Raw genomic sequence first — 18,496 nt, 5'->3', positions numbered from 1 at the left:
CCGCGTTTCAGGGCCGCCTTGTCAGGAACTGTGATCGTCCCCCGCCATGGGGGGACAAGCGCCTTTTGCATCTTATCCCCCAATCCCCGACAATCTCCTCTCCCATGACGTGATGGGCCCCGGGTTCTTCCCGCACCCTGCTTCGTCATGGCGGGAGTCGCCCACGTCGACTATCCACCCCATCATCTTCTGATCTGGCGGGCGTTGATCATGTTTACCCTCTACCACTCCAATTCACTGGACTTGCTCAAAGAGCTGCTGGTGAACCACATCCGGCAGGCACCCCTGGCTCACCCCTTCGAGCGGGAGCAGATCCTGGTGCAGAGTCCGGGCATGGCCCAGTGGCTCAAGCTGGAGCTGGCCAAGGCGTTTGGCATCGCCGCCAACATCGACTTTCCACTGCCCGCCAGCTTCATCTGGGAGATGTTTACCCGGGTGCTGGCGGACGTGCCGCGTCAGAGTCCCTATAACAAGGGAGCCATGAGCTGGCAGCTGATGAGCATATTGCCCGCCTTGCTGGACAGACCCGCCTTTGCGCCGCTCGCCGCCTATCTGGGGAACACCAGTGAGGAAAGCGAGGCGCAAGGCTCTTCCCAGCCGGAGCAGGTGCGGCTGTGGCAGCTGTGCCAGAAGATTGCGGATCTGTTCGACCAATATCTGGTCTACCGGCCGGACTGGATCGCCCGCTGGGAGCAGGGGGAGGGACTGGTCGGCACCGGCAGCCAGGAGCTGGCAGAGGTGAGTGGCCAGGATTGGCAGCCCGAGCTGTGGCGCGAACTGGTGGCCCGCACCCTGGCGCTCTCCCCGAGCGGCTATCACCGCGCCAATCTCTACGAAGAGTTCATCCACGAGCTGGCGCGCACCCATGATCTGCCGGGCACGCTGCCCAAGCGGGTGTTCGTGTTCGGTATCTCGGCCCTGCCGCCGCGCTACGTGGAGGCGCTGCAAGCCCTCGGCAGCCGGGTGGAAGTGCACCTGTTCATCACCAACCCCTGCCGCTACTACTGGGGGGATCTGCTGGACAGAAAGACTCTGGCGCGGCTCGAGCGCAGGCTCAAACCCGGCACCGATCTCGAGGCGCTGCAAGGCCCCGCCAATCCGCTGCTCGCCTCCATGGGTAAGCTGGGGCGGGACTATCTGCACCAGCTGATGGAGCTGGAGGTGCCGCAGATCGAGGCCTTCGTCGATATCGACGAGCAGGATGGCGCGGGCAAAACCAGCCTGCTGCGCTGCATCCAGAAGGATGTGCTGGAGCTGGCCTCGCGGGGGGAAGGCCAGTTCGAACTCGACAGCAGCCGCCACAAGAGCCCGCTCGACGCGGCGGATGGATCCCTGCAGATCCACGCCTGCCACGGCCCCATGCGAGAGCTGGAGGTGCTGCACGATCGGCTGCTGGCGATGTTCGACGCGGATCCCACCCTCACCCCGAAGGACGTGGTGGTGATGATGCCGGATGTGAACAGCTACGGCCCCTATATCCAGGCCGTCTTCGGCAAGGAGCGGCCGGGTGACCGTGCCCGGATCCCCTTTGCGGTATCGGACCGCGCCGCCAGTCAGGAGAGTCCGCTGCTGCAAAGCTTCCTCGCCCTGCTGGGGCTGCCGAGCGCCCGCTTCGGGGCGGGGGAGCTGCTGGCCATCCTGGAAGTGCCCGCCGTGCTGCGCCGCTTCGAGCTCGGGGATGAGGAGTTCAACCAGTTGCGGCGCTGGGTGCAGGAGACCGGCATTCGCTGGGGGCTGGACGATGCCTATCCCGCGCGCTTCGATCTGCCACCGCTCGCCGGCAACAGCTGGCTGTTCGGTCTGCGCCGCATGCTGCTGGGCTTCGCCATGGGGGACGGAGAGCCGGTGGACGGTATCCTGCCTTACGCGGATATCGAGGGCCAGCAGGGGCTCATTCTCGGCAAGCTGGCCTGGTTCGTGGATTCCCTCGCCGAGTTCCTGCCGAGGCTGCAACAGCCCCAGCCCCTGGGGGAGTGGATCGGCTGCCTCAACGCCCTGCTGGAGCGCTTCTACCTTGCCGACGAGGACGAGGAGCGGCTGTTGCAACTCATCCGCACGGCGCTCGCCGACTGGCAGCAGGGGCTGGCCGAGGCGCACTTCGAGCAGCCCATCTCACCGGACCTGCTGCGGGACTATCTCGGCAGCGTGCTGGGGGAGTCCCGCTCCAGCCAGCGCTTCCTCGCCGGCCAGGTCAACTTCTGCACCCTGATGCCCATGCGATCCATCCCGTTTCGCCAGGTCTGCCTGCTCGGCATGAACGACGGCGTCTATCCGCGTACCCTGGCTCCCATGGGCTTCGATCTGATGGCGGTAGCGGGCCGGCGCGGGGACAGATCCCGCCGGGACGACGACCGCTACCTCTTCCTCGAGGCGCTGCTCAGCGCCCAGCAGGGGCTCTACATCAGCTATCAGGGTTTCAGCGCCGAGGACAACAGCGAGAAGGTGCCGTCCGTGCTGCTGGCGGAGCTCATCGACTATGTGCGCCAGGGCTTCGTGCTGGCGGGGGATGAAGCGCTCTCCGACGAGGCGTCCGGCGAGCGGCTGCTGGCACACCTGGTGACAGAGCATCCCCTCACCCCCTACAGCCACAGCTACTTCTACCCGACGCCGGGATCCGGCCTCTTCACCTATGCCGCCGACTGGCTGCCGGCTCTCAACCCCATCCCCGGAGCGGCGAATTTCCAGAGCGGCGAGCTGCCGCTGCCCGCCGAATGGGGCAAGGAGCAGGGGCTGGAGCTGGCCGAACTGCTGCGTTTCTACCGCCAGCCCGCCAAGTATTTCCTCAACCGTCGCCTCAAGGTGTGGTTCGAACTGGACGAGGCCAATATCGAGGACAGCGAGCCGTTCGAGCTGGACGGCCTGCAGCACTATCAACTCAAGAGCCTGCTGCTGGATGCCCATCTGGCAGAAGGGGAGGCCATGAGCAAGCGCCGGGAGCGGCTGCGCCTCTCCGGTCAGTTGCCCCAGGGCTGGTTCGGCAACCTCTTGCTGGACGATCTGGACGCCGACATGGGCAAGCTGGCGGCGCGTCTGCGCCCCTGGCTGGCGGTTGACGACGGGGACAAGCGAGCGGTGGAGATCGACATCGCCCTCACCCAGGGGCAGTTGCAGGGCTGGATAGACACCCAGCATGGCCGCGCCCTGGTGGTGAAACCCGGCAGCTTCAACGGCAAGGATCTGCTGCTGGGCTGGGTACAGCACCTGTGCCTCTGCCTCAGCCAATATCCCGGCGAGACCCTGTTGCTGGACGCCAAGCAGGGCTGGCGTCTGCCCGTGCTGCCCGCCGAGGAGGCGCGCCCCCGACTGGCGGCCCTGGTGGCGCTCTGGCAACAGGGCATGAAGCGGCCGCTGCCGTTTTTCCCGAGCACCGCCTGGGAGTGGCAGAAGGCGATCGAGAAGGATCCCGAGAAACCCGATGCCGCTGACAAGGTGGCGCTGGCCCGCTTCAATGGCGGCTACATGGTGACTGGCGAGGGGCAGGACATCTACGTCGCCCGCTGCTTCCCCGAGCTCAATGACGAGGTGCTCGGCCAGTTGCAGGCCCTGGCCCGGGAACACCTGAGCCCGCTCTCTGCTGCCCTCGAGGGACTGGAATAATGGCGAATCTGCTCAATACCCTGCGCTTCCCCCTCTATGGGGAGCGCCTGATCGAAGCCTCCGCCGGTACCGGCAAGACCTACACCATCGCCGGTCTCTACCTGCGCCTCTTGCTGGGTCACGGCCCCGTGATGGAAGAGGGGGAGGCGGCGGGCGAGCCCTGCGCCCACGAGCGCCCCCTGTCGGTGACCGAGATCCTGGTGGTGACCTTCACCGAGGCCGCCACCGCTGAATTGCGGGGGCGGATCCGCGCCCGCATCCATGAGGCTCGCCTCGCCTTCCTGCGCGGTGAGAGTGGCGATCCCCTGCTGGCCCAGCTGCTGGTGGAGGTGGAGGATCATGCCCTGGCGGCGAGCCGCCTGCTGGCCGCCGAGCGGCAGATGGACGAGGCGGCGGTCTTCACCATCCACGGCTTCTGCCAGCGCATGCTCAAACAGAACGCCTTCGAATCCGGCGCCCTGTTTGAAACGGAATTCTTGACCGACGACAGCCAGTTGCGGTTGCAGGCGGTGAGTGACTACTGGCGCGCCGAGTTCTACCCGGTGGACGAGGCCCTGGCCCGGGCGGTGCGCAAGCTCTGGCCGAGCCCGGCGGCCCTGCTGCGGGAGATGAACGGCTGGCTCGACAACAGCGAGCTGGCGATCCGCCCGCCTCTGGGGGAGGAGACGCTCATCGAGCGTCACCGCGAGGCCATGGCCCGCATCGACGAGGTGAAGGGGCGGTGGCTGGCGCAAGGAGACGAGATCCGCCGCCAGACCGAGGGTCACATCAGCCGCTATACCGGCAAAAACTACGAAGGCTGGCTCGGCAAGCTGGCCGACTGGGCCCGGGACTCCGCCAGCGGCTACGCCATTCCCAAGGAGCTGGAGCGCTTCGGCCAGCGGGCGCTGGAGGAGAATCTGAAGAAAGGGGGGACGGTGCCGACCCTGCCGCTCTTCACCGAGATCGATGCCCTGCTGGCGAGCCGTCCCGGCATCCGGGATCTGGTGTTGCAGCGGGCGGCGCGGGTGGTGCGTGAGCGGATGCAGGCCAGCAAGCGCCAGGCCCATCAGCTCTCGTTCGACGACCTGCTGAAAGATCTCGACGGGGCGCTGGGCTCCGGGCTCGGAGAGCGGCTGTGCGAGCGGATCCGGGCGACCTACCGGGTTGCCATGATCGATGAGTTCCAGGATACCGATCCCCAGCAGTACCGCATCTTCCACCGCCTCTACGGCGGCAGGCAGGATACCGCGCTGCTGATGATCGGCGATCCCAAGCAGGCCATCTACGGTTTTCGCGGCGCCGATATTTTCACCTATATCCAGGCGCGCCGGAATGTGAGTGCCCACTACACCCTCGGGCGCAACTACCGCTCAAGCCGCGCCCTGGTGGCGGCGGTCAACGGTCTGTTCGAGCGGGCGAAGGATCCCTTCATCTATGAGGCGGACATCCCCTTCCTGCCGGTGGAAGCCCAAGGCAAGGGCAAGACGCTGCTGCTGGAGGGAGAGGTCGCTCCCGTGCTGCACTGCTGGCAGCTGGGCGGCCAGCCCACCTTCAACCGGGGGGAGTATCAGAGCCTGATGGCCCGCGCCACCGCCGCCGAGATCCGCCGCCTGCTCGGACTCGCCCGCGAGGGCAAGGCCATGATAGGCGACGCGCCGCTCAAGGCGGGGGAGATAGCCGTGCTGGTGCGCACCGGCGCCGAGGGGCGGCTGGTGCAACAGGAGCTGGCCCGCCTCGCCATCGCCTCCGTCTATCTCTCCAACCGGGAGAGCGTGCTGGCTCAGGTGGAGGCGCGGGAGATCCTCTTCATCCTGCATGCCTGCCAGAACCCGAGTGAGGAGCGCAGCCTGCGGGCGGCGCTCGCCACCGGTCTGTTCGATCTCGACGCCAGGGCGCTGGACGCCCTCGCCTCGGACGAGCGGGCCTGGGAGAGCGCGGTGCAGGAGTTCATGGACTACCGCGCGATCTGGCACCGCAACGGGGTGCTGGCCATGCTGCGGGCCCTGCTGCACAGGCGCAACCTCGCCGCCTCCCTGCTGGCGAGCCCCTATGGGGAGCGGCGGCTGACCAACTACCTTCACCTCGCCGAGTTGCTGCAACAGGCAAGCTGCGAGCTGGACGGGGAGTATGCCCTGCTGCGCTGGCTGGGGGAGGCGGTGAGCCACCCCAACGGCCAGGTGGCGGAGCAGGTACTGCGCCTCGAATCCGAGCGAAAGCTGGTGCAGATCGTCACCATCCACAAGTCCAAGGGGTTGGAGTACCCCCTGGTGTTCCTGCCCTTCATCTGCAGCCATCGGGCCGCCGAACTGCCCCTCTATCACGAGGAGGAGGATGGCCAGAACCGCACCGTGCTCGATCTGACCGAGTCGGAAGCATCCCTGGCCGAGGCCGACAGGGAGCGCCTCGCCGAAGACTTGCGGCTGCTCTACGTCGCCCTGACCCGGGGGGTCTATGCCACCTGGCTGGGGCTGGCCCCGGTGCGCTCCGGCAACGGCAAATCCGAGCAGACCGATCTGCACCAGTGCGCCATCGGCTACCTGCTGCAACGGGGGGAGGCCGGCGATGCCGCCACCCTGAACACGGCCCTCGGCGAGCTGGCGCAGGCCCTGCCCGGGGTGGCGGTCGGTGAGCCCTCGCTCACCCGCCCGGCCCCGCTGGCGCCCGAGCAGGCGTCCCTCGGTGAGCCCCTGGTACGCCGCTTCGAGGGGCGACTGGAGCGGGACTGGTGGATCAGTTCCTACTCCGGCCTCGCGGCCCAGGGTCAGGGGCACAGCAAGGGCGTGCTGGCCAATCCCGGCTTCGATGCGGAGGTGGTGACGGAGGCGGCCGCGCCGCTGCTGGAAGAGGCCCCCGAGGCCTCCATCTTCAGCTTCCCCAAGGGCGCGCGCCCCGGCACCCTGCTGCACAGCCTGTTCGAGACCATCGACTTCCAAAGTGCGCAAGGGGACGAGCTGTGCGCCCATATCGCCACCCTGCTGGCCCAGGAGGGGTTCGACGAGAGCTGGGCCCCCGTGCTGCAACGGCAGGTGGAGGCGGTGCTGGACACCCCCCTCAAGACGGGATTTGGGGAGCCGGTGCGACTGCGAGCGCTCGGGGCGGGCAGCAAGCAGGTGGAGCTGGAGTTCTTCCTGCCCATGGGGCGGGTCACGGCCCCGGCCCTGACGGCCCTGTGTCAGCGCCATGATCCCCTGTCTGCGGGCAACAACCCCTTAAATTTCAGCACGGTACAGGGGATGCTCAAGGGCTTTATCGATCTGGTGTTCGAGTGGCAGGGGCGCTGGTATCTGCTGGACTACAAATCCAACCACCTCGGCATGAGCCCGGCGGATTACGGACGTCCGGCGCTGGAGTCTGCCATGCGGGAGCATCGCTACGACCTGCAATACCAGCTCTATTCGCTGGCGCTGCACCGGCTGCTCAGCCTGCGGCTGCCGGGTTACGACTTCGAGCAGCACTTTGGTGGCGTCTATTACCTCTTCCTGCGGGGCATGCCGGCGGGGGGCGTCTTCCACTGCCGTCCGAGCCGGGAACTGGTGCTGGGGCTGGACGAGTTGTTTAGTCAAACTGTGATGCCTGATGAAGATCGTTTAGAAAAATCAAACAAGGTGGACGCATGACGGGCGCTGTGATGATCGAACGCTTGAAACAATTGGCCCTGGCGGGGCGCATCCGCCAGCTGGATCTGCAATTTGCCAAATTGGTGGCGGATCTGGGGGCCGGTCCCGAGCTGGTGCTGGGGGCGGCGCTCACCTGTTTCGAGCTCGGCCGTGGCCACGTCTGTCTGCCGCTCAACCTGCTGACGAGCCAGGGTGGCTGGCGCCCCTTCGGGTTGGATCCGGAGCAGAGCCGGGAGCTGCTGGGAGATCTGGCGGATCCTGCGCTCTGGCCCGGGCTGTTCGCCATGAGCCCGCTGGTGGGCCAGGAGGAGAATGACGGGGAGGCGCCGCGCTGGCCCCTGCGGCTCTGGCAGGAGCGGCTCTACCTCACCCGCTACCACGACTTCGAGCAGGGGGTGGCTCGCCATCTGGGTGCCTTGAGCGAGCAGGCCGCATGGCCCGAGATAGCACCAACCCTGTCACGGCTGTTTGCCCGGGATGACGCCTTGATCTTCTCGGCCCTGCTGGAGGCGCGCCTTGCCCCCGATTTCTCGGCCCCCCAGTTTGTGGAGAAGTATCTGGATCTGGTCTTCCCGGACGAGGTGAACTGGCCCGAGGTGGAAGCCTTGCTGGCCCGCGCCCAGGCGGCGAGCGACCTGGCTGCGCTGGATGTCCTGGTGCCCGAGGCGCTCTGCTGCAACGGCCAGAAGCTGGCGGCGGCCACCGCGGCGGCGCGTCCCTTCGCGGTGATCTCCGGCGGCCCCGGCACCGGCAAGACCACCACGGTGGCCAAGCTCTTGGCCATCCTGGTGGAGACCGGCCTGCAACAGGGCAAGGCCCCCGCCATCCGGCTGGTGGCCCCCACCGGCAAGGCGGCGGCAAGGCTCACCGAGAGTATCGGCAGCGCCCTGCAGGCGCTGGATCTCGCCCCCGAGGTGGTGGCGGCCATCCCGACCGAGGCGGGCACCCTGCACCGGCTGCTCGGGGTCATCCCCGGTCGCAGCCAGTTCCGCCATCACAAGTGCAACCCCCTGCACCTGGATCTGCTGGTGGTGGATGAGGCCTCCATGGTGGACTTGCCCATGATGGCGCGCCTGTTGGATGCGCTCCCCAAGCATGCCCGCCTCATCCTGCTCGGGGACAAGGATCAGCTCGCCTCGGTGGAGGCCGGGGCCGTGCTCGGCGATATCTGCAGCTTCACGGAAGAGGGCGTGAGCCAGGCGCAGGCACAATGGCTCTCCCGCCAGACCGGCTACCGGCTGCAGGGTACGCCTGCGGGGGCAACCGTGCGCGACAGCCTCTGCCTGCTCACCAAGAGTTGGCGTTTCGACCAGCATTCCGGCATCGGCCAGCTGGCGCGGGCCTGCAACGGTGGCGACACGGCCGCGATGGAAGCGGTCTGGAGTCAGGGCTTCAAGGACATCAGCCTGCACCCCTGGGCGGGGGAGGCCTACGAGGGGTTGATCGCCCAGGGGGTGGAGGGGTATGGGGCTTATCTCAAGGCGGCCCGGGAGGGGCAGGATCCCGCCGCCGTGTTCAAGGCGTTCAACGGCTTTCAGATCCTCTGCGCCCTGCGGGACGGCCCCTTCGGGGTGGAGGGGCTGAATCAGCGCCTCGAACTGGCGCTGGCGCGAGCCGGGCTTGTCCAGCGTGACGGTGACTGGTACGCGGGCCGCCCCGTGATGGTGGTGCGCAACGATCACGGCATCGGCCTCTACAACGGCGACATGGGGCTCTGCCTGCCGGATTACAGCGATGAGCATGATAAGAGCGGCCGATTGAAGGTGTGGTTCGAGCAGCCGGACGGCAGCCTGCGGGCCTTGTTGCCAAGCCGCCTGCCCTCCCATGAGACCGTCTACGCCATGACCATCCACAAGTCCCAGGGGTCGGAGTTTGCCCATACGGTGCTGGTGCTGCCGGATGGCCCCAGCCCCTTGCTGACCCGCGAGCTGGTCTACACCGGCATCACCCGCGCCAAGCGCCGCCTCGATCTCTATGGCGATCGCGCCCTGCTGGCCCAGGCGGTACGGAAAAAGACCGAGCGGTATTCGGGGTTGGCGCAGCGGTTGGAGGCTGATTGCCCAGCCTCAGTAGCGTGACAGGAGGTCGCCATTGCTGGTTGAATTTAAGGAGATCAATCTCGAAAGAGATTTCGAACTTTGTCTCGAGGCGCGCAGGGATGCCTATTTTTGCAGCTTCCATACACATGATGGCTTTGCCGAATTTATCTCTGGCTATCGGGACAAGATCCAGCAGCGGCAAACGCAGCCGGGGTGGTTCTACAGCCATATCTGGGCAGACGAGAAGCTGGTCGGCCAGCTGGAGTTTCGCAGCTTCTCCGATGACGCCGAGACAGGTTATGTGCAACTTATCTATCTGTTCCCCGACTACCGTGGCACCGGCCTGGCGGCACAGTTGCAGGCATATATCCGGCACCAGTTATGCATTGCAGGCTGTCGATGGGCGATGCTCTCCGTGAGTAGAACCAACGTGCGGGCACTCAATCATTACCGGCGGTTTGGTTGGGCATGGCTGAGCCCCAACCCCAAACATGTGCAGACGGATTTTTATCGCCTCAGCCTGGCGCCATTAGACCTTTGGAGCTATAGAGGAGCGGCCTCAGGCCTTACTGGTCGGCTGTGTTAATGGCTTGTGCTTTGTGAAACCCCCTTTATACTGGCGCCATCTTGTCGGAGTGCTGACCGTCGAACGACGCTAAGCTGAGACCGTTAATTCGGGATCCGTGGAACCTGATCAGGTTAAGACCTGCGAAGGGAAACAAGGGTAACTTGCGAGTTGCCGCGCTTGGGAGCCTCCGCTCCCTGCTTGCTACAGGGCCAGCCCTCGGCAAGCCAGCGCACGAGGGGGAGCCTGCCTCGCCGAATCATCCCATCAGGGAGGGTCTGTGCGGGACAGGAGGGGAAGCCAGGATAGTCAGCCTGGTGGCCAAGACAGCGGCACCACTCCCTCTCGTAAGCACATCCGCTCGCAGGTTCATCTTCTCCTCGAACTCCAGACAAGCAAACACCCATAACTTCAACCAGTTAATGTGAGTTTTGCTATGTCTACCCCAATCCAGTCCGCACCAGAAGTCCAGCCCGTTTCCGACAATGCCAAGGCCGTCCCGGCCAGCCGCCGCGAGCAGCGTGCCAGCGCCCAGCGCTTTATCGATAACTTGAAGGGCATGGCCCATCCCAACTCCAAGCGCATCTTCATCCAGGGCTCCCGTCCTGACATCCGGGTTGGACTGCGCGAGATCCAGTTGGCCGACACCTTCGTCGGTGGCACCAAGGAGGAGCCCAAGTTTGAATCCAACGATCCCGTGCCCGTCTACGATACCTCGGGCGCCTATGGGGATGAGAACGCCCAGATTGACGTGCGTCTCGGCCTGCCACGACTGCGGGAAGCCTGGGTGCTGGAGCGGGGCGATACCGAGCCGCTGCCGGGCCTGAGCTCCATCTTCACCCAGGAGCGTCTGGCGGACGAGGGGCTGGATCATCTGCGCTTCGAGCACCTGCCCAAACCCCGTCGCGCCAAATCCGGCAAGTGGGTGACCCAGCTGCACTATGCTCGCCAGGGGATCGTCACCCCCGAGATGGAGTTCATCGCCATTCGCGAGAACATGGGCCGCGAGCGGGTGCGCTCCGAGCTGCTGCTGCGCCAGCATCCGGGTCAGGGCTTCGGTGCCCGTCTGCCCCAGAACATTACCCCGGAATTCGTGCGCGATGAGGTGGCCGCCGGTCGCGCCATCATCCCCAGCAACATCAACCACCCGGAAGCGGAGCCCATGATCATCGGCCGCAACTTCCTGGTGAAGATCAACGCCAACATCGGCAACTCGGCGGTGACCTCCAGTATCGAGGAGGAAGTGGAGAAGCTGGTCTGGTCCACCCGCTGGGGCGCCGACACCGTCATGGATCTCTCCACCGGCCGCTATATCCACGAGACCCGCGAGTGGATCCTGCGCAACAGCCCGGTGCCCATCGGTACCGTGCCCATCTATCAGGCCCTGGAGAAGACCAACGGCATCGCCGAGGATCTCACCTGGGCGCTGTTCCGCGACACCCTGCTCGAACAAGCCGAACAGGGGGTGGATTACTTCACCATCCACGCGGGTGTGCTGCTGCGCTACGTGCCCATGACCGCCAAGCGCCTCACCGGCATCGTCTCCCGTGGTGGCAGCATCATGGCCAAGTGGTGCCTGTCCCACCACAAGGAGAACTTCCTCTACCTGCATTTTCGCGAGATCTGCGAGATCTGTGCGGCCTACGATGTGGCACTTTCGCTGGGTGATGGCCTGCGTCCGGGCTCCGTCTATGACGCCAACGACGAGGCGCAATTCGCCGAGCTGCACACCCTGGGTGAGCTCACCAGGATTGCCTGGGAGTACGACGTGCAGGTGATGATCGAGGGGCCGGGCCACGTGCCCATGCACATGATCGAACGCAACATGACCGAGCAGCTGGAGCACTGCCACGAGGCCCCCTTCTACACCCTCGGCCCGCTCACCACCGACATCGCCCCCGGTTACGATCACTTCACCTCCGGCATCGGTGCCGCCATGATCGGCTGGTACGGCTGCGCCATGCTCTGCTACGTCACCCCCAAGGAGCACCTGGGGCTGCCAAACAAGGAGGACGTGAAGCAGGGGCTCATCACATACAAGATCGCCGCCCACGCCGCCGACTTGGCCAAGGGTCACCCGGGCGCCCAGATCCGCGACAACGCCATGTCCAAGGCGCGTTTCGAGTTCCGCTGGGAGGATCAGTTCAACCTGGCGCTGGATCCCGAGACAGCCCGCGCCTACCACGACGAGACCCTGCCCCAAGAGTCCGGCAAGGTGGCGCACTTCTGCTCCATGTGCGGCCCCAAGTTCTGCTCCATGAAGATCACCCAGGACGTGCGCGACTATGCCGCCAAGCTGGAAGCGGTCGAGGTGAAACTGGTGGGCATGGACGGCCAGCAGGAGCGGGTCGTGGCGGAGGTGGAAACCGGCATGGCCCAGATGGCGGAAGTGTTCAAGGAGAAGGGGGGCGAGCTCTACCATCAGGCTGCTACCCTGAAGCAGGCCGCAGGGGAGGAGGCGTGAGCAGCGAGCGCGGGGCTCTCAGCCCCGCCCATGCCCTGACGGCGGCCCCACGCCCCGTGGTCTGGACCATAGCAGGTTCGGACTCCGGGGGCGGCGCCGGCATCCAGGCCGATCTGCATACCCTGCACGCCCTCGGCGTGCACGGCTGCTCGGTGATCTCCGCCATCACGGCCCAGAACTCGGTGGCGGTGAAGATGGTGGATCCTGTGCTGATGCAGAGCTTCACGGCCCAGATCGACGCCCTCGGCGTCGACTTGCCCCCTGCCGCCATCAAGATAGGCCTGCTGCCGACCCGGCTGCATGTGGAGGTGCTGGCCCGGCGACTCGATACCCTGAGCGCCCCCTTCGTGGTCTATGACCCGGTCGCCATCGCCAGCACCGGCACCCCCATGGCGGAGCCGAACATGCTGGCGGCGGTGCGCGAACACCTGCTGCCACGCCTGTCCCTCATCACCCCCAACGGCCCCGAGCTGGAGGCCCTGACCGGCATCCCGGCGACCAGCCCGGCACTGGTACGGGCAGGGGCGGCGCGGCTGCGAGAACTCGGCGCCCGCGCCGTGCTGGTGAAGGGCGGCCACCTCGGCTGGAGCGGGGATCACTGCCTTGACTACTACCAGGACGAGCACCGCGAGTTCTGGCTGGCGGCACCTCGTCTGGCCACCCGCCACGGCCACGGCACCGGCTGCTGTTATGCCAGCGCCATCGCCGCCATTGTGGCGCTGGATTACCCCATCGAAGACGCCATCACGCTTGCGCGCGCTTACCTGCAGCAAGGGCTGGCAGGGGCACAAGGGGTGGGAGCCGGCCCCGGCCCCATCGCCCACCTCGGCTGGCCGACCGATCTCGCCCGGTTCCCTCGCGCCGTGCTGCCAGGTTCCGAGCTGGATCGCCGCTTCGGTCTCTGTCCTGCCAGCGAGGCACGCTTGCCCCGAGGCCCCTTCGCCGAGACCGAACATCACCTCGGCCTCTACCCCGTGGTGGATTCGGTGCAGTGGCTGGAGCGGCTGCTGGCGGCGGGGGTCAAGACCATACAATTACGGATCAAGGACTTGCCAGAAGCCGAGGTGGCGCCAGCTATTCGAACTGCGGTGGCTTTGGGCCGCCAGCATGGCGCCCGGCTCTTTATCAACGACTACTGGCAGTTGGCCATTGAAACGGGTGCCTACGGCGTGCACCTGGGGCAGGAGGACATGGAGACGGCGGATCTCGCCGCCATCCAGTCCGCCGGCCTGCGCCTCGGCATCTCCACCCACGGCTACTTCGAGCTGATGCGGGCGCGGGAACTCGCCCCCTCCTACATCGCGCTCGGTCATATCTTCCCCACCAATACCAAGCAGATGCCGTCGTGCCCCCAGGGGCTGGTGCGGTTGCACCACTACCGCGCCCTGATGGCGGACTGGCCCACGGTCGCCATCGGCGGCATCGGCGAGCCCCGCATTGCAGCGGTGCAGGAGAGCGGGGTCGGCAGCATCGCCCTGGTCTCCGCCATCACAGGGAGCGATGACTGGCAGGGGGCCACGGCCCGGCTGCTGGCCGCTGTGGGGGCAGGGGATCCGGCGCACTCCGCCATCCAGGCAAAGGAGGCTGTCTATGCGCTCTGACGAGGCGTCGTTAAGTGACGAAGAGTACCTGAGATACGGCCGCCAGCTGATGCTGGCGGAAATTGGGGAAGCGGGACAGGTGCGGCTCAAAGGGAAGTCGGTGCTGGTGGTCGGCCTCGGGGGGCTGGGCTCACCGCTCGCCCTCTATCTCGCCGGCGCCGGGGTGGGCACGCTCTGGCTCGCCGACGGCGACGTGGTGGATTCCAGCAATCTGCCGCGCCAGTTTCTCTACACGGGCGAGGATCTGCGCCGCTCCAAGGCCGAGCTGGCCCGCGAGCGACTGGCAGCCCACAACCCGCTGGTGGAGCTGATTGCCATCAACCAGCGTCTCGATGACGCGAACCTGCCGGCGTTCGTGGCCGAGGTGGATTTGGTGATCGACTGCTGCGACAACCTCGCCACCCGCCACGCCATCAACGCCGCCTGCGTGGCCTTGGGCAAGCCCTGGGTCTCGGCCGCCGCGGTCGGCTGGCAGGGTCAGCTGATGGTGCGAAGCGCCCCCGAGCACGCCTGCTACGCCTGCCTCTACCCGGCGGATACCCACATCAAGGAGAGCTGCCAGAGCAGCGGCGTCACCGGCCCGCTGGTGGGCGTGATGGGCTCTTTGCAGGCGCTGGAGGCCATCAAGCTGCTGCTCGGCCGTGAGAGCCCGGTGGCGGGCACCCTGCGCCGCTTCGATGCTTTGACTCACGAGTGGCAGACTCTGCGCCTGCCTGCGGATCCCGCCTGCCCTGTTTGTGGCAGCGCCAACAAGGATTGCCCATGAATATTCGATTGAACGACAAGGCGCTGGCCCTGACGACGGAAGAGGGTGCCAGCGTGGCCGCCCTGCTGGCGGCGCAAGCGATCAACCCTCAGGGGGTGGCGGTGGCCCTCAATGGCGCCGTGCTGCCCCGCAGCCGCTGGCCAGAGACCCCCCTCAATGACGGGGATGAACTTCATCTCTTCACTGCCATCGCCGGAGGGTAACGCATGAAGTTTGCTCTCTCACTCCTGATGGGGCTGCCTTGCGGCGGATCGCCATCTCTTCCTACCACTATGGCCGGAGGCTAAGATGCTGCGCATTGCCGATCACCATTTCTCATCGCGTCTGTTTACCGGCACCGGCAAGTTCGCCCGCCCGGAACTGATGGCCGCCGCCATCGAGGCGAGCGGCTCAGAGCTGGTCACCATGGCCATCAAGCGGCTGGAGCCGGGCAAACGCCACGACGATATCCTCACGCCCTTGCGAGCGCTCGGGGTCAAGCTGCTGCCCAATACCTCGGGGGCCAAGACCGCCGCCGAGGCGGTGTTTGCCGCCCACTTGGCCCGAGAGGCGCTGGGGACGAACTGGCTGAAACTGGAAATTCACCCCGACCCCAAATACCTGCTGCCCGATCCCATAGAAACGCTCAAAGCCGCCGAACAGCTGGTGAAGGAGGGCTTCGTGGTGCTGCCCTACTGCGGCGCCGATCCCGTGCTCTGCAAGCGGCTCGAAGAGGTGGGCTGCGCCGCCGTCATGCCGCTTGGCGCACCCATCGGCTCCAACCAGGGGCTGGTGACCCGGGAGTTCCTCGCCATCATCATCGAGCAGGCCAATGTGCCCGTGGTGGTGGATGCGGGCATAGGGGCGCCCAGCCACGCGGCGGCGGCGTTCGAACTCGGCGCCGATGCGGTGCTGGTCAACACGGCGATTGCCGTGAGTGGTGATCCGGTCGCCATGGGCCGTGCCTTCGCGCTCGCCTGCGAGGCGGGCCGCAGCGCCTATGCGGCTGGCCTCGGCATTCGCGGCTTCCAGGCCAGCGCTTCTAGCCCCCTGACCGATTTTCTGGAGGCCCTATGAGCCAGGGAGTCGTCGTCACGGGACAAGCTATTATCTCCCCTCTCCCTTTGGGAGAGGGGCTGGGGGTGAGGGCCGCGGCCGAGACAAAGGAAGCGAGCTTTGTCGACCGCTGGCAGGCGCTCGACTGGGACGACGTGGGCATGCAGATCCGGGCCAAGACGGCCCGGGACGTGGAACTGGCGCTGGGAAAATCGCGCCGCAATCTGCAGGATTTTATGGCGCTGATCTCCCCGGCGGCAGAGGCTTATCTGCCCCAGCTAGCCCAGCTGGCAGAAAGTATCACCCGTCAGCGCTTTGGCAACACGGTCGGCTTCTATGTGCCGCTCTATCTGTCGAACCTCTGCGCCAACGACTGCAGCTACTGCGGCTTCTCCATGAGCAACCGCCTCAAACGCAAGACCCTGAATAGCGATGAGATAGAGCGCGAGTGCCTGGCCATCAAGGCGCGCGGTTTTGACAGCGTGCTGCTGGTGACCGGTGAGCACGAGACCAAGGTGGGCATGGCCTATTTTCGCGAGATGATGCCCATCATTCGCCGCCACTTCAGCACCGTCGGGATGGAGGTACAGCCCCTGTCCGAGGCCGAATACGCCGAGCTGAAAACCCTCGGCCTGGACGCCGTCATGGTCTATCAGGAGACCTATCACGCCCCCGCCTACGCCCGCCATCACCTGCGCGGCAACAAGCAGGACATCGAATGGCGTCTCGCCACCCCGGACCGGCTCGGCCGCGCCGGGGTGGACAAGATAGGCCTCGGGGCGCTCATCGGTCTCTCGGCAGATTGGCGCGCCGACAGTTACTTCGTGGCCGAACACCTGGCCTGGATGGAGCGCCATCACTGGCAGAGCCGTTATTCGCTCTCCTTCCCGCGCCTGCGCCCCTGCACCGGCGGGCTGGAGCCCGAGGTGACCATGACGGACCGCCAGCTGGTGCAACTTATCTGCGCCTGGCGCCTGTTCTCGCCGACTCTGGATCTCTCCCTCTCTACCCGGGAATCCCCTGCGTTTCGCAACGGCGCCCTGCGCCTTGGTATCACCCAGATGTCGGCGGAGTCGCGCACCCAGCCCGGCGGCTACGCCGACGGCGGCAAGGAGGAGCTGGAGCAGTTTGCCATCCACGACGACAGATCCCTGGGGGAAGTGGCTGCTGCCGTGCGGCAGGCGGGGTTGCAGCCGGTGTTTAAGGACTGGGAACCTTTCCTTGGCCGGTAGCCGCCCGGCATGGCGGCGGGACTCCGCTGTCTGCGGCAAGTCTGATGGCACGGCGACGCCGTGCCGTCGTAAGTTTGATTAGCGAAGCGTAATCAGACGATCGAGTGGGGAAATTGGCGCGTTCCACAGGGTGGGGGAAATGGCACAGCTGCGCCGTGCAGGACACGAGGCCGCTGGCCTCGAAGGGTTTTCGCCCGCCCTTCGGGCCAGGGCGAGTAACTTTTCTTTGCGTGGCCAAAGAAAAGTCACCAAAAGAAAGGCCACCCCCGCCAATCCGACCGCTTCGCGGTTTCCCTCGGGTCAGGGCAAGGTCGGACGGACCGCCGCAGACGGCACATCCCTGTGCCGGCTGCGTCTGCGCCATCATCCCTGATGGCGCTCCTGACCTTGCCCCTTCCCCTCGGCGGATTGGAGGGGGAACCAAGACCGTGCCCGCCATAACCTCAGGGGGGGAGTCGTAGAGTGCAATAAGTTGAGCACATAGCGCCGCGCATGCGTTTTTGGGTAAGGGATATAGAGGTGCAGTTCTATAGCGCTGAGAAAGTATGGGGTTTATTCTATTCTGTAATAATACTCAACTAGCTGTTCGCAAAAATCTATATTCCTCGAGTTGCCGACTCTAGATGCGTTGAGCAACTTTTTAATCTGCCGTGCTTTTTCATTATTAAAACCATGTAGTTTACTTTTGTTTTTATGAAGTAAATGAATGGATTCAAATTCTCCAATATGATTTTCCAAAAGATATTGATCGATTTCTGTGGCAATGTTATCTATTAGAGACATAAAAGATTTAAGTTGTTTTAGTTTTAACGTGTCCATAGGCATGTCATCATCTTTCTCAATGAAAACATCGTTCAAGTTACGTCCAAATGCATGGGCAGCTCTGTTTCTAATATTCCTCATGTCATCTAATTTGTTTAAGTTGTGTTTTATCGAATCAGGAATCCATTTGAATAAACTCTCAAAGTTTCTTGCTCTATCAAACCACGTCCCTTTTGTTATTCTCTCAACGTAAACATCTATTGGTATTTCAATGTTGTTTTTTAAGTTTATGATGCCGTCAACTGCTCGTGATGAACCTATTATTAAACCTGGATCTGACATGATGGCTGTGTAGCAGATTCGCTTCATATAAAATTCAAAATACGAAAGAATGGAAACCAGAGCATTGATATTTGTCCATTTGGAAAAATCTTCGATGTCGTTTTTCCACTTATGTCTTTCCTTATACACTCGTTTTGCATCGGGGCCACTTACATAAAATATCTCGTGTATATTTTTTGTTTTTTCATTTCTGACTATATAAGAACAAAAAGACTCCAGTGGGATATAGCTCCAGATGTAGTCGTTTATTTCGCAATGATGTTTTTTAAATATTCTGTATGCAATTGTATTTGGGTCTGCAGAAATCCATCTATTGTATGGCATATATTCTACCTTATTATATTTTTTTGATTTTCATCTAATTTATCACGAAATTTTATGGAGTATCCGAAATTGTGTGTCGGCCTGCAATTGCCATGCAGTTACAGTAAGACACTACTTCATCTGCATCGCCCGGCTCGAAGGAGCTAATCACTATATTGGCGTTGGCAAGG

11 protein-coding genes and 1 riboswitch are annotated in these 18,496 nt (G+C 64.2%); of the genes, 10 read left to right on the top strand and 1 reads right to left on the bottom strand.

The genetic code is table 11. The annotated features are described in order from the left end of the window. The first annotated feature begins 210 nt into the window (after positions 1-210). The 10 genes from recC to thiH all read left to right on the top strand — a co-directional run bounded on the left by recC (position 211) and on the right by thiH (position 16,898). Positions 211-3,597: an exodeoxyribonuclease V subunit gamma gene (gene recC / locus VZC39_RS19235; RefSeq protein WP_434664554.1), complete on the top strand. Its 3,387-nt coding sequence runs from the start codon at positions 211-213 to the stop codon at positions 3,595-3,597. Beyond that, positions 3,597-7,196 (top strand): exodeoxyribonuclease V subunit beta, encoded by a 3,600-nt coding sequence (gene recB, locus VZC39_RS19230; protein ID WP_434664553.1) that lies wholly within the window; start codon positions 3,597-3,599, stop codon positions 7,194-7,196. Before recC ends, recB begins: the two co-directional genes overlap by 1 nt. Continuing rightward, a complete protein-coding gene (gene recD / locus VZC39_RS19225) occupies positions 7,193-9,274 on the top strand; it encodes an exodeoxyribonuclease V subunit alpha (RefSeq protein WP_434664552.1) in 2,082 nt (693 codons plus the stop codon). Before recB ends, recD begins: the two co-directional genes overlap by 4 nt. A 13-nt stretch (positions 9,275-9,287) precedes the next feature. Next, entirely contained in the window at positions 9,288-9,821 is a 534-nt protein-coding gene (locus tag VZC39_RS19220; RefSeq protein WP_434664550.1) for a GNAT family N-acetyltransferase, read from the top strand. 35 nt (positions 9,822-9,856) lie between these two features. Then, positions 9,857-9,970: riboswitch (TPP riboswitch) on the top strand. A gap of 266 nt (positions 9,971-10,236) precedes the next feature. Then, on the top strand, positions 10,237-12,264 hold the full coding sequence (gene thiC, locus VZC39_RS19215; protein WP_434664548.1) for a phosphomethylpyrimidine synthase ThiC: 2,028 nt from the start codon (positions 10,237-10,239) through the stop codon (positions 12,262-12,264). After that, on the top strand, positions 12,261-13,865 hold the full coding sequence (thiE, locus tag VZC39_RS19210; protein ID WP_434664546.1) for a thiamine phosphate synthase: 1,605 nt from the start codon (positions 12,261-12,263) through the stop codon (positions 13,863-13,865). Before thiC ends, thiE begins: the two co-directional genes overlap by 4 nt. After that, positions 13,855-14,631, top strand: a complete 777-nt coding sequence (locus tag VZC39_RS19205) for a HesA/MoeB/ThiF family protein (RefSeq protein WP_349920023.1) — start codon at positions 13,855-13,857, stop codon at positions 14,629-14,631. The genes thiE and VZC39_RS19205 overlap by 11 nt, the downstream gene beginning before the upstream one ends. After that, the gene (gene thiS, locus VZC39_RS19200) at positions 14,628-14,834 is read left to right on the top strand and encodes a sulfur carrier protein ThiS (protein ID WP_434476163.1); all 207 of its coding nucleotides are present in this window, start codon (positions 14,628-14,630) and stop codon (positions 14,832-14,834) included. Before VZC39_RS19205 ends, thiS begins: the two co-directional genes overlap by 4 nt. 85 nt (positions 14,835-14,919) lie before the next feature. Further along, a complete protein-coding gene (locus tag VZC39_RS19195) occupies positions 14,920-15,687 on the top strand; it encodes a thiazole synthase (RefSeq protein WP_434664544.1) in 768 nt (255 codons plus the stop codon). Continuing rightward, positions 15,684-16,898: a 2-iminoacetate synthase ThiH gene (gene thiH, locus VZC39_RS19190; protein ID WP_434664543.1), complete on the top strand. Its 1,215-nt coding sequence runs from the start codon at positions 15,684-15,686 to the stop codon at positions 16,896-16,898. Before VZC39_RS19195 ends, thiH begins: the two co-directional genes overlap by 4 nt. Before the next feature lie 552 nt (positions 16,899-17,450). On the opposite strand, the gene VZC39_RS19185 is transcribed toward thiH, so the two are convergent. Further along, entirely contained in the window at positions 17,451-18,326 is an 876-nt protein-coding gene (locus VZC39_RS19185) for a hypothetical protein (RefSeq protein ID WP_434664541.1), read from the bottom strand. Positions 18,327-18,496 lie beyond the last annotated feature (170 nt).

The sequence above is a fragment of the Aeromonas sp. NJAU223 genome (assembly GCF_051125555.1).
GTDB classification, from domain to species: Bacteria; Pseudomonadota; Gammaproteobacteria; order Enterobacterales; family Aeromonadaceae; genus Aeromonas; species Aeromonas veronii_G.
The sequence above is the reverse complement of the archived record's forward strand: the minus strand, read 5'-3'. Positions and strand labels throughout refer to the sequence as shown.